The sequence below is a fragment of the Nocardia suismassiliense genome, from assembly GCF_900269665.1.
Taxonomy (GTDB): domain Bacteria; phylum Actinomycetota; class Actinomycetes; order Mycobacteriales; family Mycobacteriaceae; genus Nocardia; species Nocardia suismassiliense.
The window spans coordinates 5,403,041-5,418,269 of the sequence record NZ_LT985361.1 but is presented as its reverse complement, the minus strand read 5'-3'; the positions used below and the strand labels follow the sequence as shown (position 1 = coordinate 5,418,269).

The window sequence follows — 15,229 nt, the reverse complement described above, 5'->3', positions numbered from 1 at the left end:
TTAGCAGCCCTGTTCGAGGCCCCCTATAGGGGTTGCCGAAAAATGGTGTTAACGGCGCGGTGCAGGCAGCTTATACCCCTTTGACAGCGGCGGGAAGTCGATGTAACTTTGCCTTAACAGGGCAGGGGGAGTTGGACGGGGTGCGACTTTCCATTGATGCTGAGAATCTTCTACTGTCTCCGTCGCGATAACTGGAAGTGAATCCCGAGATAATGAACTACGACCGTACGAACTTCGCCCCGCTGTCTCATTCGCGAGTCGAGCCCGGCGAGCTGAGGTTCCACTGGTGCGCGCCGCTGGACAGTGGTCAGCAGAAGGCCACGGAGAAGTATCGAGTCGGCGAACTCGACTTCGACGGGATGGTGGACTTCTGCCAGGAGGCCGACGCGCTCGGCGTCGACTCCTTGCTGATGGGCATCGCCGACTACATGCCCGACCCGCTGCCGATGATCGGCGCGCTGGTCCGGGAGACCGAGAACGTCACCTTCATCCTGGCGTACCGGCCCGGCCTGTTGTCGCCGACCTTGTTCACCCAGGTCGTCAACACGATCTCGTGGATGTCCGACGGGCGCATCGCACTCAACCTGGTCGCGGGCATCTCGCCGGCCGAGCAGGCGGGCTACGGCGATTTCGTCGCCCACGACGGCCGGTACGCCCGCACTCAGGAATTCCTCGATATCTGCCACCGGTTCTGGGGCGGCGAGAAGCCGCTGTCCTACGAGGGCGACCACTACGTGATCAAAGAGGCCGCGCTCGGCCTGGGCTACAAGGGTGGCGGCCGGCCCGAGATCTACCTGAGCGGCGCGTCGGAGATCGCACAGGAGACCGCCGCCATGTACGGCGACTGCTGGCTGCGCTACGGCGATACGCCCGAGGGCATGGGCGCCGCGGCGCGACCGGTCCTCGACAAAGGCACCCGGGTCGGCACCCGAATGCACGTGCTGGCCAGGGAAACTCGCGCGCAGGCGCTCGCCGATCTCGCCGCCATGCAAGAGAACCCCGACGAAAAGCATCGCGAATGGGTCGCGCAGGTGGTCGCCGCGTCCGACTCCGAGGCCGTGAAAACCTCCTTCCGCCTTGCCGAACAGGCCGCCGACGACTGGCTGTCGCCGATGATCTACTCCGGTTTCGTGCCGTACCGCGGCGGGCCCGCGCTGTGCGTGGTCGGCAGCTACCAGGAGGTGGCCGACTACCTCTACCAGTACAAGGCGGCCGGAATCAGCGAGTTCATCTTCTCTGGTTGGCCGACCCGCGACGAGATGCGCATCTTCTACACCCATGTCCTGCCCCTCATCCGTGAACGCGAGAGACGGCTGGGATGAGGCAACGGGCGGTGGCTCGGCGCTCGGGGACGGCAGGCGGCGGAGCCGACGGGGTGGGTAAGCGCCGCCGGAAGGTAGTAGGCGGGGCCGACGGGGTGGGTGCGCCCAGTGGGAAGGCGGTCGGCGGAGACGACGGGCTGAACAAACTCAGCGTGCTGTTCGCCACCGGCGTGCTGCTCGGACTGGTCGCCGAACAAGTGGTGCTGTTCGCGGTGCCGCTGTTGATCTTTCACGACACCAAGCAGGTCTCCACCCTCGGCTTCGCGTTCGCGCTCGAGTGGCTGCCCGCCCTCATCGCCTACCCGTTCGCAGGCATGCTCGCCGACCGGGACGGCGGCGCCCGGCTGTTCACCCGCGTCGCGACGATGCGCGCACTGATCCTGGTCGCCGTCGTGCTGGTCTGCCTCGTCCGGCCCGGCTGGCTGGTGCCCGCCTTGATGACCGGTGGCGCCTGCCTGTCGGTGTGTGTCGCGCCCATTCGGATGTCGATCGAGCGGATGGTGCCGCAGCTGGCCCGGGACTCCCAGATCGCCACGGTGCAGTCGCTGGTGCAGAACATGGAGTTGCTCGCCATGGCGCTCGGGCCCGCGCTCGCGATCGTGGGCGCCGCCTTGCTCGGCAAGCTGCCGTTACTGCTGGTCGCCGCGGCCGCGTTCGGCATCAGCGCGTTGACCTGGCTGCCACTGCCGCGGCCGGAAGTGCGCGCCGCCGTCGGGTGGGTGGCCCGGGAAGTGCTCGCGGAGTTGGCCACCGGATGGCGGCTCATGGTGCAGATCCGCCCGGTCCTGCTGCTCGGCATCCTCAACTTCACCATCAACCTGGTGGTCGGCGTGCTGATCGTCTCGAACGCAGCCCTGGTCACCGACGTTTTCAAGGCACCCGACTCCGCCTACGGTCTGCTGAACGCGGCCGTCGGGGTCACCGGGCTGCTGAACCTCCTGCTGATGCCCGCGCTGCTCCGTCGCGTCGGTGTCGGGCCCATCGGGGTGACGGGATTCTGGCTGATGTGTGCCGCATTCCTGATAGCCGCTCTCGCACCGTCGTATTGGGTCTACGCCCCAGCCTTTGTCGCGATGCTCGTCGGCGACGCGCTCTACAACATCTACAACCGCACCCAGCGGGTGAAGGTGATCCCGATCGAGCATCTCGGCAAGGTGATGGGGCCGTTCTATCTGCTCAACCTGTTGTCCTATCCGATCGCGGGCCTGCTGATCGGTGGTCTGGGTGCCACCATCGGCCCGCAACGACTCGCGCTGTGGCTGGGCATCATGCTCTGCCTGATCGGCGCGGTTCTCCTGCCGTTGACGATGGCCAGTTTCCGAAAAGCCTTGCTGGCCCGCGAGAACGCTAACGTTGAGGTCGTGACATGAACGTTCGTTTCCGGTGCGTGCTGAGCACCGTGGAGTCCGATTCCCATCTCTGGAATCTGGTGTACCTGCAGAAGCTGCTCGAGGAGAACGGTGCCTCGGTGCACAACCTCGGGCCGTGTACGCCGGTCGAGAGCGTGGCGGACGCCATCCGCGCGGACCGGCCCGACCTGCTGGTCGTATCCAGCGTCAACGGCCACGGTTTCCACGGCGCGCAGGTGCTGCTGTCCGGTCTGCGCGAGCGCGGACTCGAGGTGCCGTGCGCCATCGGCGGCAAACTGACCACCGCGGTCTCCGACGACGACCGCGTCCGCCGCGAACTGCTCGACCTGGGCTACACCGACGTATTCCTCGGCGACGACGCCATCGCGCGCTTCCGCGGTTTCCTGCGTTTCGGTCTCGCCCAAGGGTTTTCGGCCTGGCGCGCGGACCCCGCGCTGATCACGCCGTGGGACAGCGCGAACTCCGCGACCCGAAAGGTGTCCTGATGCATATCGTCATCGTCAATCGGTGGCCACGTTTCTTCGACGGGACCCGCTGGGACAACGAGCTCACCCGCTACGAGGAGTTCATCGACCACGACACCAACCAGGTGAGTTACGTGGTGGACGGTCCCGGGGCCGCGGGCGTGCTCGCCGATCCGGCGAAGATCGCCTGCCAGGTGCAGGTCGAGGACGTCAACGACGTCGTGGCCCTCGGTGCGGCCGTGCTGGAGATCACCGAGCGGGTCGGACCGGTGGACGAGCTGATCGCGCTGTCGGAGTTCACCCTGGAGATCGCGGCCAAGGTCCGCGAGGACCTCGGCATTCCCGGACCGACCCGCACGGAGGTCGCCGTCTACCGCGACAAAGTCCGGATGAAGCAGGTGCTGGACGAGGCGGGAATCCGGGTGCCGCGCTTCGATTCCTGCGTGAGTGCCGAGCAGGTGCGCGCGTTCGCGGCGTCCTGCGGTTATCCGCTGATCCTCAAGCCGGTTGCCGCGGCCGCCAGTATCGGGGTGCGCCGGGTGGACAACGCCGCGGAGCTGGACGCCGCACTGGCCACCGTCGATCTCGGTGACTACGAGATCGAGCAGTTCATTGCGGGCCAGATCTACCACGTGGACGGCTTCGTCGATGACGACTCCCGCATCACGTTCCAGGCGACCTCTCGCTACATCAACGACTGCCTGTCCTTCACACACGGTGCGCCGCTCGGCTCGGTATTGATGAGCCCCTCGCCGCGGCGGACGCTGATCGAGGAGTTCTCGCAGCAGATCGTCACGGCACTCGGGTTGCGCCGCTTGCCTTTTCACCTCGAGGTGTTCATCACCCCGGCCGGCGATCCGGTGTTCCTGGAGATCGGCGGCCGAGTGGGCGGTGCCGAGGTCCCGCACCTGATCTACCGGGTCTTCGGCGTCAACCTGTACGAGATGTTCCTGCGGGTGCTGTCCGGCGGGCCGGTCCCGCCGGTGCCCGACCTCATCGACTCCTCCGGCGGCTGGCTGATCATGCCCAAGTCCGCCGCGCAGGCCGAACGGGTGCTGCGGGTCGCCTCCATGCGCGACCAGGTGCCGATCGTCTGGCGGGAGCTGCTGCCCGAGCCCGGGCAGGTGCTGGCGCCGGGCGGTGCGTACGACGCGCTGCACCGTGGGCGTTTCATTCTGCTGCACGAGGATGAGCACGTCGTCGAGGCCGGCATCCGAAAGATCATCGAGAACTTCGACTTCGAGGCGGAATCGCTGTGAACAGTGCACATGATGCCAACGACGACCGGGCACGCTACGAGCAGCTGATCGGCTTCCTCACCGAGGAGGAGCGACTAGGGGTGGCGGCCGTCGGCGACAAGTTGATCGAAGCCGCGGGCGGTCGCCAGAAACTCGCCGACTACAAGGTCATGGTCGCCTACGGCGGCGGCAAGGACAGCACCTACGTCGTCGCGTTCGTGCGTGCTGTGCAATTACGGCTGCAACTCGCGCACGGCAGCACCTTCCTGATGCGGGTCGCGAACATGCGCCATGCCGGTGTGGTCGGCGCGGTGATGGAGAACATCGATCGGGTGTATTCGGCGCTGGGCCTGCTGGACGACGAGCGAGCCGAGCTACTGACCATCGACCACACCGAGATTCGCCGTTTCCGAGTCGATCTGCCGCTGCCGGAGAAGTTGGTGGCCATCAACCGGCTCGACGTGCTGATGAACGGGCACCGCTCCGCGGGCGACGGCCGCCCCACTTTCTGCAACAGCTGCAATCTTGCGGTCGCTGATTTCTACGGGCGCGCCGCCTGGTGGCGTGGCGGCGTCGACGCGATCATGACCGGCGACTCCCGCCGGGAACAGGCCCTCTACGCCGCGTGGATTCTGCGGCTGGCCAAGGGCATCGGCATCGATGTGCAGCGCAAGGGCATGACGTTCCAGGATCTGCTCGCCGCGCTGCGCGGCGTGGGCGACGCCTACTTCCGCGAGTTGTTCGGCGACGACCGGCACGAGCCCGCCGAACGCGAGGTCGCGGTGGGGGACCGGTCGGTGCAGCCCACCTTCGTCTCCATCTACGACCTGGTCAGCTACCGGGTGCACGACCACTGGGATCTGATCGTCGATTTCCTCGGCTTCCGCTTCGACGACCTGGCCTTCAGCTTCACCGAATCCGACTGCGCCAATCCGACACTGATGGCACATTTGCGCGGACTGCGCGTCGAGTACGTGGAGGGGCGCAGCTACGCGGCGGGCATCACGGAGTACCTGGAGTTCGCCGAGACGATGATGCGCAGAAAGGAAATGCCGGACCGGCTTATCGATCTAGCCCTGGCCCGCTACGACTCGCCGGAGAAGATCGCCGAACGGCGCGCGGTGGCAAGGGCGTACGCGGAGAATGCCTTCGGGTTGAACGAGGACGCGTTGGTCGCGATGGTGTTCTCGCCGTTCACCGACAAGGGCGCGCGGCTGCCGCAATTCATCGAACGCTGCCACCCCGAGTGGCGCGACGAGATCCCGGCCTTGCACGCCGCGCTGCTCGCCGAAGACGGTAGCGACCACGCCGCCGCCTGGCTGGCGGAGGTGTCCGGGCTGTCCATCACGCACCTGCGCACGCTCTATCGCAGCTCGCTGGTCGACTTCGCGGCCGGGGACACCGTGATGGCCAGGGTGCGCGCCGGTGACCCGCACAAATCTCAGGTGCACACCGTCGACGCGCAGTCGGGACTGCCCACGCTCGAACTGATCTCGGGTCGGTGACGTGGCAGGGTTTTTCGACAGTTTTGTAGCGGACCGAGCCGATGCGGGGCAACTGGTCGTCCAGCCCCGCATGGGTTTCGGCAGCCTCGCGGCGATGCGGGCCGGTCTCGCGCGCGTTGCGCACCTGGACTTTCCGGTGATCGGCACCATCACGCTCGACAGTTACACCCGCGTCGGCGATTACCGGACACCGCTGGAACGCCTCGCCGTCGGTGAGGAGTTGAACGGGTACCCGCTGGTCTCCCATTCCGTCGAGGACACCAAGAAAGTGCTCAACGGCTTGTACGGGCCGACCTTTCCGGTGCAGGCGCGCCACGGCACCGCACTGCCGTTGCGCGTCTTTCAGCGATTGGTCGAGGTCGGTCTGGACGCGACCGAAGGCGGTCCGGTCTCGTACTGCCTGCCCTATAGCAGGTTGCCGCTGCGCGACGCGGTCGAAGCCTGGTCGGAGAGCACGCGATTTCTCGCGGGGGAGACCGAGTTCGGTCACATCGAGAGTTTCGGCGGATGCATGCTCGGCCAGCTGTGCCCGCCGTCCCTGCTGGTGGCGCTGGCCGTGCTGGAAGGGTGTTTCTTCCGCCAGCACGGTCTGCGTTACATGTCGCTCAGTTACGCGCAGGGCACGCTGGCCGAACAGGATCGCGGCGCGCTGCGCGCCTTGCGGACCCTCGCCGCCGCCTACCTCGGCGACGTGACCTGGCACGTCGTCTTCTACACGTACATGGGACTTTTCCCGAGGACCGCCGACGGCGCGACGCGGCTCATCCGCGACAGTGCGCGCCTGGCCATGGCGACCGGCTGCGAACGGATGATCGTGAAAACGGTGTCCGAGGCCTGGCAGATTCCCTCCGTCGCCGAAAACGTTGCGGCGCTGCGCATCGCGGCGGAGGAGGCCGCCGGGCCGCTCGACCCGGCGTCCCCGGCCGAGGCGGAGTATTTCACCGAGGTGCACGACGAGGCGCGCATCCTCATCGACGCGGTGCTCGACCTCGACGCCGACGTAGGGCAGGCGTTGCTGAAGGCGTTCGCCACCGGCCTGCTCGACGTGCCCTTCTGCCTGCACACCGACAACCTCGGTGCCACCACCTGCGTCATCGACGAACAGGGCGCGCTGCGCTGGGGGTCGCTGGGCCGGCTTCCATTGCCCGCCACCGCCGGTCGCGACGATCTCGCCCGGCTCGGATCCGACCAGCTCTACGGGATGCTCGACCATGTCGCGAACAGCTATGACAGCAGGCTGGTCCCGTGACTACCCCGAGGGGATCTTCGATGTCCGAAGCTGATTCGCCCACCGTCGTGCTGGTGGACGCGTTCTCCACCGGAGCGCTGCTGGCCCGCCAGGCGCGGCAGCACTACCGGCTGATCCACGTCCGGTCCCGCGCCAACCTGTCCGCGACCTTCGCCGCGAGCCTGCCCGCCGAGTTGTTCGACGCGGACCTCTCCTACGCCGACCAGGCCGACGACGTGCTGCACCGACTGGCCGAACTGGCACCGGTCGCGGTGATCGCGGCCAGCGAGTTCGGCGTCGAGGTGGCCGACGAGATCGCGGCGAAACTGGCGTTGCGCGGCAATGATCCGGCGCTGTCGTATGTGCGGCGCGACAAGTTCCACATGGTGGAGGCGGTGGCCGCCGCGGGTCTGCGCACCGCACGGCAGCGGCGCGGCACCGACGCGGCGGCGCTGCTGGACTGGCGGCGCAAGGCCGGCCTCGGCCGCACCGTGGTGAAACCGCTCGACAGCGCCGGCTCCGACGACGTGTTCATCAGCGACTCCGAGGCGGAGATCCGCGCCGCCGTGCACGCCATCATCGGCAAGACCAACCTGATGCTGCGCACCAATGCCGCTGTGCTGGCACAGGAATACCTCGTCGGCGACGAGTACATCGTCAACTCGGTCAGCCGCGACGGCAAGCACTGGTTCACCGACGCGTGGATCAGCCACAAGGTGACCGTGCGCGACAACCGCAGGATCTACGACTACGAAGACCTCCTGTCGCCGACCGACCCCCGCTGCACCGAGATCCTCGACTACGTCTCCGGTGTCCTCGACGCACTGGGCATCGCGAACGGCCCCGCCCACACCGAACTCATCTACACCGCCGCAGGCCCGGTGCTGTTGGAAACCGGTGCCCGCATCTCCGGCCTGGCCAACCCACCCGCCCTGGACCGCTGCACCGGGGTGAACCAGGTGGGCCTGACCATGGACTGCTACCTCGGCGAAGGCCGAGCCCTGGCTGCCCAACCCCCCGTCTACACCCGCCACGAACACGCTCGCTGCGTCAATCTCATTGCCCACCGCGAACTCCCACTCCCCGCCCAGCCCCTCCGAGCCGAACTCGAACAACTCCCCGCCATCGAAAGCATCCGCTTCCGCATCGCCGACCAAGCCCCCACCAGACCCACCGTCGACCTCAACTCCTCCCCAGGCGTCGTCTTCCTCGTCCATCAAGACCCCGCCGAGATCGACCGCTCCTACCTGAAACTCCGCCAGCTCGAACACGATCTGCTGTAGTCCCGGACCGGTCCCTCAGAGGAAGCGGCCGTTGGCCAGGTACGGTGCAGGCTCGGGCATGCCGCGCAGCGCGAGGTAGCCCTCCTGGCCGATATCGAGCCGGGCCGCCAATCCGACGTCGATCGCCCAGTGGTTGGCGGTGGTGATGCAATTGACCAGAGTGTCACCGCGCGCCGAGGCGAAGGCTTCCCACAGCAGCTGCTGTGCGATTTCCGGGTTCGCCGCGGCCAGCAGGACGGCTCGGCCGCGGTCATCGATGTAGGCGTAACCCGACTCGCCTCCCGTGTGGGAGACGACAAGACGGTTGGCGCCGAGCAGGTAATGGTGATCGGGCCCGTGCCCGGCGCCACGGAGCTGCCGGTCCAACCGGTTCATCCAGTCGAAGTCCTCGACCCCTCCGTCGCGCAGCCCGGTCACCGCCGGAAGCGTGGCACGATCAACCGTCCCGACCATGCGCATCTGCGGATGCAGCATGAACCCGGCGAGCCGGTACCGTCTGGTCGCACCGGGATGCACGGTGGCGGAGAACATCCCGGGCCGGTCGCCCGCGTGCGCGAGCACGGCGTCCATCAGCTGCTTGCCGATCCCTTGGCCTTGCCGGTCCGGCAGCACGCCATACGTCGCGAGAAACCAGAGCTGGTCACGATTTTGGGAAATCGCGAAGCCGACCACCTCGTCACCATCCATCGCGACCAAGCAACCCGCCGGATCCACCGTCAGGAAATATCGCATCCGATCGATCCACTGCTTGGCCGCTGTTTCCGACCGAGGTTCCGGCTCCGGCTCGCTGACCCGCCGAATGCGCCGATCACCGTCCAGGAACGTCACATCCGACGCCCGTTCTGCCTTCGCCAGGTCCTCGGTCCCCATCACCCTGATCTCCACGGAATCCATCCCGTCACGCTACTGAGCATCGAGCGCGGGACTCGGTGCAGCGGCTCAGGTGATTACGTGCGGGCCGCCGAGTGGGGAGGGCAGTGGGGCTTCGCCGGAGTGGGGGCCGGTGAGCAGTTGTTTGATGATCTTGCCGGTTTCACCGCGGGGGAGGGAGGCGAGGAAGGTGACGTCGCGGGGGACGGAGAAGCGGCTGAGGCGGTGGCGGATGTAGGAGCGGATCATGTCCGAATCCAGGCCGGAGTCTTCGCGTTTCACGACGAAGGCGGCGAGGCGCTGGCCGAATTCCTGGTCGGGGACGCCGACTACGGCGACCTCGCTGACCTGGGGGAGATGGGCGAGGGCCTCTTCTACGGGGCGGGGGAAGACGTTCTCGCCGCCGGAGATGATCATTTCGTCGTCGCGGCCCGCGATGAACAGTCGTCCGGCGACGTCGAGATAGCCGAGGTCGCCGGTGTCGAGCATGCCGTCGGATTCGGCGGGCGGAGCCGAGCTGACGTAACCGTCGAACAGCATGTGGTTGCCGACGTAGATGTTTCCGGTGACGCCGATCGGTACCGGGCGTTGATCGGGGCCGAGCACGGCGACTCGGGTGCCCAGTGGCGGCTTGCCCGCGGTGGTCGGCGCGGTCCGCAGGTCGTCGGGGGTGGCGATGGTGGCCCAGGAGACTTCGGTGGAACCGTAGACGTTGTAGAGGATTTCACCGTAGACGTCCATGAAACGCAGCACCGTCGCACCGGCCAGCGGGGCGCCGCAGCTGACGACGGCGCGCAGGCTCGACGTGTCGTAGCGGGCCCGCACCGCGGTGGGCAGATCGAGGATGCGGTTCACCATGGTCGGCACGACGATCATGCTGGCGACCCGGTGTTCGGCGACGAGCCGCAGACATTCTTCGGCGTCGAATCGCTCCGGCAGCACCACTGTCGCGCGCAGTGGCGTACTGATCTGGAGTCCGGCCAGCCCCCAGGTGTGGAACAGCGGAGCGGGGATGAGCATCGGCTCTTCCATGGGCAGCGGAATCCGCGACAGCAGCGCGGCGATGGTGCCGAAGCCTTTGGGTTCGGGGCGGCGCGCGCCCTTCGGCGTGCCGCTGGTGCCGGAGGTCAGCACGATCAACCGGCCCGGCCGGGTCGGGCGATGAAAGTTCCGCTCGCCCTGCGCGATCAGATCCTCGATGGTGGTCCGGTGCGGCACCGGCGGGTGGCCGTCGATGTTGAAGCGCGGCAGGTCGGTGTGCAGGTAGCAGACCAGCTGCTCGAGGTCGCCGTCGACGAACAGCGCGGCGATCCGGTGCCGCTGCACGATGTCCTCGATCTGCCGACCGGACAGCCCGACATTCAACAGCGCCACGTCGACGCCGAGTTTGCCTGCGGCGACCATGCATTCGACCATGCCGGCATGGTTGCGCGAGAGCAGCCCCACCGTATCGCCGAAGCCGAGGTCGAGCCGGGCCATCGCACCGGCCAGTGCGCTTGTGCGAGCGTGCATCTCGGCGAAGGTGCGGGTGCCGGATCCGTCGATCAGGGCGATGCGATCCGGATCGTAGGCCGCGGCCGCCGCGTAACCACCGGCCAGGTTGAAGCCCCATTTCGCCAGGGAGCGAGCCTGTTTCACGCCGATCGCGAGGTTCGTGGTGCGCCCGACACCGACGGTGACCATCTGTTTGGCCACGCTGACCTGCCTGCGCAGCGGGGCATTCTCGGCATTGATCACCGTCGAGGTCCGTGCGCCGCGGATGACATCGACCGCCCGCCGCAGCCCGCTCTTCACCCACGCCACCACGGCCGCGTTGGACTGCTCGGCGATGTGTGGATGCCACCGGCCCGGCGCGAACACGGTGACGACGACCTTGGTGCGCTCCTGGTCACCCTGCAGCTTCACCGATACGAAGCTGCCCGTCCCCGGGCACTGCAACTCGAAGCTCTCGTACCAGCGCCACACGGTCAGCCGCAGCTCATGCGTGCGGATGCCGGACTCGGCGGTGCCGATGCGCAGCTGCGCGATCCGGCTGTCCGGTCCGGTCTCCACCAGCTCACAGGCGCCGATGCCCGCGAACAACCGTGGGTAGGTCTGCGGTTCGAGTAGCAGATCCCACAGCGCTTTCCGGGCGACCGCGAAGTCGGCGCTCACATCGATGACGTCGGTTACCAACTCACGCACTTCTCGTCGGCCGGTTCGAACAACTCGGGGCCGGCGGGTGCCCCTCGATTCGCCGGTCACCCGTGCGGCCGATGCGTCAGCGAACCGGCAACCTGCAATCGACCCCAGTATGGGACGCGATGGCGATGTTGCCCACCATTTACCGCTACATTGTGCGCCGCACCCATCCGGAGTCGGCCTTGATGTGAACTCGCCCAACGCGCAACGGTTCCCGGCCGGTGCGTCGGTCGACCTGGATCATCATGCGCACTTGGTGACCGGTCGCAGGTACGCGCCGGGAATCACGCCTCGGCGACCTTGACGATCACCTCCAGCAGGTCGTTCAACGTCTGCCGGTCGGTCGTCGGCGACATGAGCGCGGCGCGCAGGTAGGGACGGCCACCCAGCGCGAACGACGAGAGATAGAACCGGCCGTCTTGGATGAGCCGGGACCGCAATTCGAGCTGCCGGTCGCCCCACGGCTCGTACCGGAAGCAGAGGATATTGCTCTGCGGCTGATACGGCGCGGTGAAGTCGGCCCGCTCCTGGATGAGCTCCCACAGATCGGTGGCGAGGCCGTATTGCCGTTCGACATAAGAACGCAAGGAAGCTTCACCGCGATAGGCCAGCGTCAGCAAGATCTTGAGACCGAGTGGCGCCTTGGAGGTTTCGAAGGTGTACTGCCCCGGGTCCACGTCTTCGGCCTCGGGGCGATAGAGATAACTCGCGTCCTGCTTGAACATGGTGTCGAGATAACGCTTTTCGCGGAACAACACGCCCGTGCACAGCGCCGAGGTCCGCAGCATCTTGTGCCCGTCCCACACCGTGGAGTCGGCCCGCTCGATGCCGGCCAGCAGGCCGCGGTGGCGCGGCGAGATCAGCGCGGCGGCGCCGTGCGCGCCGTCCACGTGGAACCACAGGCCGTTGTCCTCGCAGAACTGCGCCACCTCGGCGATCGGGTCGTACAGGCCCGTCCCGGTGGCGCAGCCGTTGGCCACCACGGCGACCGGCCGCTTTCCTTGGGCGCGCACTTCGGCGAGCGCGGGTTCGAGCTCCGCCGGATCGATGCGGCCCAGGGCGTCGGTGCGCAACGGGTAGACCCCGCGTTCGCCCAGCCCCATGACGGCGGCTGCCTTGCGCACGGAGTAGTGACTGGTCGCCGGGGCGAAAATGACGAGATCGCCAGGGTTTCCGTCCCGCCACGCCGTGGCGTCGGCATGCGAACGAGCGGCGAGCAAGGCGGTCAGATTGCCCAGGGTGCCGCCATTGGTCATCGCCCCGAGGCCGGTCGCGCCCCAGCCGACGTTGTCCAGCATCCACCGGCACACCGCCCGGTCCACCGCCGCGGCGGCCGGAGCGAGCTCGTATACCAGGGGAATGTTGTTGGTCATCGCCTGGAGCAGATCGGCGACCACCCCGGGAGTATCCGACGGCGCGATCTGATGCGCCATGTACCCGGGGTGATGATGGCCGGCCGAGATGTCGCTGTAGGTGGTGACGAACGACAGCAACTCGGGCAGCGTCATCCCCCCTTCCTCGATCCACCGGCGCAGCTCCAGCCGCTTGGCGACCGTATCGATATCGGCCGAGGACACGACCTCGCCCGCGCCGGTCCGGGCCGTTTCGATATGGGCGGCAAGGGTTTCGAGGACCGCCGTCCCTACTTCTCGCACATCGTCGACCAAATCGACATGAGACATGATGGATCCTCTCTGGACTAACTCGGGAAGCTCGCCTGGCCCACCTCGGCGAGCGCGCGTCGATCAGCGCGCGGCCGTACCCACCGGGTCGTGGTCGCCGTCGATGTTGCGCATCATGATTCGGTCGATATCGACCTCGGGCACCTGGAAGTCGTGGATCAGGAACTCCTCCATCAGCAGCACACTGAGCAGGTGCACGTACGCGTCACCGAAGGGATAAGGCACGCGCGGTGTCTCGGCCTTCGTCACCCGGTCCACGAGCCGGTCCACCGCGGCGGGCACGAGGAAACCGACGCGGCGGATGGCGGACGGTGTCAAGATCGCCGCCACCCAGTCGTCACCGTCCGGCAGCAGCGCCTCGGCACCGGGCAGCCGCATGCCGAACTTCGGTCGATCGACGATCTCGGGTGGCAGGCGGTCGGCATACGCCTCGCGCAGAATGTGCTTCTCCCGCACTCCGTTCAACTTCCACTCGACCGGCAGGGCGGCCGCGTATTCGACCACGTTGGAATCCATGAAGGGGTATCGGCCTTCGACGCCGAAACCCGTTCCGGCCCGGTCGCCCAGGCAGGTCATCCCGTAGCCGATCAGGAAGGTGTGCATGTCGACGAGCATCGATCGATCGACGGCGGATCGCTGCTCGAAGTCCGGGAAGTCGGCGCGGAACCGGCGCAGCAGTACCGCGTGATCGTCCTGGACGCCACCCGCCGCATCGATGAGCTCGTCGACGGGCTCGGATTCGAAGCGACGCAGATGCGGTCCGAGGGTGAAATCGCGGTTCGCTCGATCCGTGTAGAACCGGATGATCGCGTCGGCGCTCTTGCCGTCGCTGTACAGCACGTCGTTCAGCGCGGGCGCCAGTTCGTCGGCCGCACCGGCGAAGGACCCCCGGCCGAGACAGGCTTCGATGATGCGCGCCTCTTTGGCGATGTCGTAACCGGCGAAGAGCTCGTCGGAGCCTTCGCCGCCGAGAATGACTCGCACACCGGCCAACCCGACTTGCTCGGCCAGCACGCCGTAGGCCACCGGAGCCGTGAAATGCAGCGGCTGTTCACACTGCCGGACGACATGCGGGAATCGTTCGCGGACCTGTGCCCGCGAAACCGGAATGCGAGTGTGCTTGCTACCCAACCGGTCCACCATGGCCCGCTGGTACGGCCACTCGTTCACCGGACTGTCCGCGGCATCGATGGAGAATGTGGTGAGCGGCTCGTCGATCAGCTCGTTCATCACCGAGGAGACGACCGCCGAATCGATGCCGCCGCTGATATAGGTGCCCAGTGAGTAGTCCGTGCGCAGGCGCAGCCGGATGGACTCTCGAATGACCTCCCGCAGTCCGATCTTCGCTTCCTCGAACGACTTCGGCGGCGAGACGGTGCTCTGTCGGGCGATGCCGTGGTAATACTTCGACAGCTCGGCCTGCCCGTCGCGCACGGTCAATATGTGCCCCGGCGGGATCGCGTCGATGCCCGTGAAGCACGTCTCGCCGGGGACCGGGCTCCAATACCGCATGGCGCGCCGCACCTTGTCCGGGGCGAGCTCGCGCGGCACCCGGGGGAAGGCGAACAGTCCTTTGATCTCGGACGCGAAATAGAAGGTGCCGTCCTGCTCGGTGTAGAACATCGGGCGCTCGCCGAAGCGGTCGCGGCCGAGGATCAGCACGTCCTCCCACTTGTCGTAGAAGACGAAACCGAACTGGCCGTTCATGCGCGACAGCGCATCCAGTCCCCAGTAGGCGAGCGAATGCAGTAGCACCTCGGTGTCGGAGTTCGTCTTGAAGCGCACGCCGTTGCGCTCCAGCTCGCTGCGCAGCTCGATGTAGTTGAACACCTCGCCGTTGAAGCCGGCGATGTAACGATTGTCCGGGGTCACCATGGGCTGCTGGCCGAGCCTCGGGTCGATCACCGAGAGGCGGACCGTGCCGAGGGTGAAGGCGGAACAGTCGTACAGGCCCACTTCGTCCGGGCCGCGATGGGCGATCGCCCGAATGCCCCGCCGTACCAGATCCAGTCGCTGGTCTTTGCGTAATCCGCTGTCAATGAATCCGACCACACCACACACGGGTCTATCTCCTGTTTCCTCGAGA

General features: G+C 66.9%; 11 protein-coding genes. 7 read left to right on the top strand and 4 right to left on the bottom strand.

What is annotated here, in order from left to right; genetic code table 11:
* Positions 1 to 212 precede the first annotated feature (212 nt).
* Genes DBO33_RS24050 through DBO33_RS24020 form a run of 7 tightly spaced genes read left to right on the top strand, consistent with a single transcriptional unit; the run spans position 213 to position 8,410 of the window.
* Complete coding sequence (locus DBO33_RS24050; protein ID WP_107657077.1) at positions 213 to 1,322, top strand: LLM class flavin-dependent oxidoreductase; 1,110 nt, start codon at positions 213 to 215, stop codon at positions 1,320 to 1,322.
* On the top strand, positions 1,319 to 2,692 hold the full coding sequence (locus DBO33_RS24045) for an MFS transporter (protein ID WP_199856736.1): 1,374 nt from the start codon (positions 1,319 to 1,321) through the stop codon (positions 2,690 to 2,692). Before DBO33_RS24050 ends, DBO33_RS24045 begins: the two co-directional genes overlap by 4 nt.
* Positions 2,689 to 3,177 (top strand): cobalamin B12-binding domain-containing protein, encoded by a 489-nt coding sequence (locus tag DBO33_RS24040; RefSeq protein WP_107657076.1) that lies wholly within the window; start codon positions 2,689 to 2,691, stop codon positions 3,175 to 3,177. The genes DBO33_RS24045 and DBO33_RS24040 overlap by 4 nt, the downstream gene beginning before the upstream one ends.
* Complete coding sequence (locus DBO33_RS24035) at positions 3,177 to 4,415, top strand: ATP-grasp domain-containing protein (protein WP_107660541.1); 1,239 nt, start codon at positions 3,177 to 3,179, stop codon at positions 4,413 to 4,415. Before DBO33_RS24040 ends, DBO33_RS24035 begins: the two co-directional genes overlap by 1 nt.
* Positions 4,412 to 5,899, top strand: coding sequence for a hypothetical protein (locus DBO33_RS24030; protein WP_107657075.1), 1,488 nt, complete (start codon positions 4,412 to 4,414; stop codon positions 5,897 to 5,899). Before DBO33_RS24035 ends, DBO33_RS24030 begins: the two co-directional genes overlap by 4 nt.
* Before the next feature lies 1 nt (position 5,900).
* Entirely contained in the window at positions 5,901 to 7,148 is a 1,248-nt protein-coding gene (locus tag DBO33_RS24025; protein ID WP_107657074.1) for a methylaspartate mutase, read from the top strand.
* A gap of 20 nt (positions 7,149 to 7,168) precedes the next feature.
* Complete coding sequence (locus DBO33_RS24020) at positions 7,169 to 8,410, top strand: ATP-grasp domain-containing protein (RefSeq protein WP_107657073.1); 1,242 nt, start codon at positions 7,169 to 7,171, stop codon at positions 8,408 to 8,410.
* A gap of 15 nt (positions 8,411 to 8,425) precedes the next feature.
* On the opposite strand, the gene DBO33_RS24015 is transcribed toward DBO33_RS24020, so the two are convergent.
* The 4 genes from DBO33_RS24015 to asnB form a co-directional block, all read right to left on the bottom strand.
* Entirely contained in the window at positions 8,426 to 9,304 is an 879-nt protein-coding gene (locus DBO33_RS24015) for a GNAT family N-acetyltransferase (RefSeq protein WP_107657072.1), read from the bottom strand.
* Positions 9,305 to 9,349: 45 nt separating this feature from the next.
* A complete protein-coding gene (locus tag DBO33_RS24010) occupies positions 9,350 to 11,455 on the bottom strand; it encodes an AMP-binding protein (RefSeq protein ID WP_107660540.1) in 2,106 nt (701 codons plus the stop codon).
* A 290-nt stretch (positions 11,456 to 11,745) separates the two neighbouring features.
* Positions 11,746 to 13,143 (bottom strand): pyridoxal phosphate-dependent decarboxylase family protein, encoded by a 1,398-nt coding sequence (locus DBO33_RS24005; protein WP_107657071.1) that lies wholly within the window; start codon positions 13,141 to 13,143, stop codon positions 11,746 to 11,748.
* A 63-nt stretch (positions 13,144 to 13,206) separates the two neighbouring features.
* The gene (gene asnB, locus DBO33_RS24000) at positions 13,207 to 15,195 is read right to left on the bottom strand and encodes an asparagine synthase (glutamine-hydrolyzing) (RefSeq protein WP_159080453.1); all 1,989 of its coding nucleotides are present in this window, start codon (positions 15,193 to 15,195) and stop codon (positions 13,207 to 13,209) included.
* Between the last annotated feature and the right edge of the window lie 34 nt (positions 15,196 to 15,229).

Bases quoted from the DNA above. Each gene is read 5' to 3' on its own strand.
- DBO33_RS24050 (WP_107657077.1), top strand. From the start codon at position 213: ATGAACTACGACCGTACGAACTTCGCCCCGCTGTCTCATTCGCGAGTC.
- DBO33_RS24045 (WP_199856736.1), top strand. From the start codon at position 1,319: ATGAGGCAACGGGCGGTGGCTCGGCGCTCGGGGACGGCAGGCGGCGGA.
- DBO33_RS24040 (WP_107657076.1), top strand. From the start codon at position 2,689: ATGAACGTTCGTTTCCGGTGCGTGCTGAGCACCGTGGAGTCCGATTCC.
- DBO33_RS24035 (WP_107660541.1), top strand. From the start codon at position 3,177: ATGCATATCGTCATCGTCAATCGGTGGCCACGTTTCTTCGACGGGACC.
- DBO33_RS24020 (WP_107657073.1), top strand. From the start codon at position 7,169: ATGTCCGAAGCTGATTCGCCCACCGTCGTGCTGGTGGACGCGTTCTCC.
- DBO33_RS24015 (WP_107657072.1), bottom strand. From the start codon at position 9,304: ATGGATTCCGTGGAGATCAGGGTGATGGGGACCGAGGACCTGGCGAAG.
- DBO33_RS24005 (WP_107657071.1), bottom strand. From the start codon at position 13,143: ATGTCTCATGTCGATTTGGTCGACGATGTGCGAGAAGTAGGGACGGCG.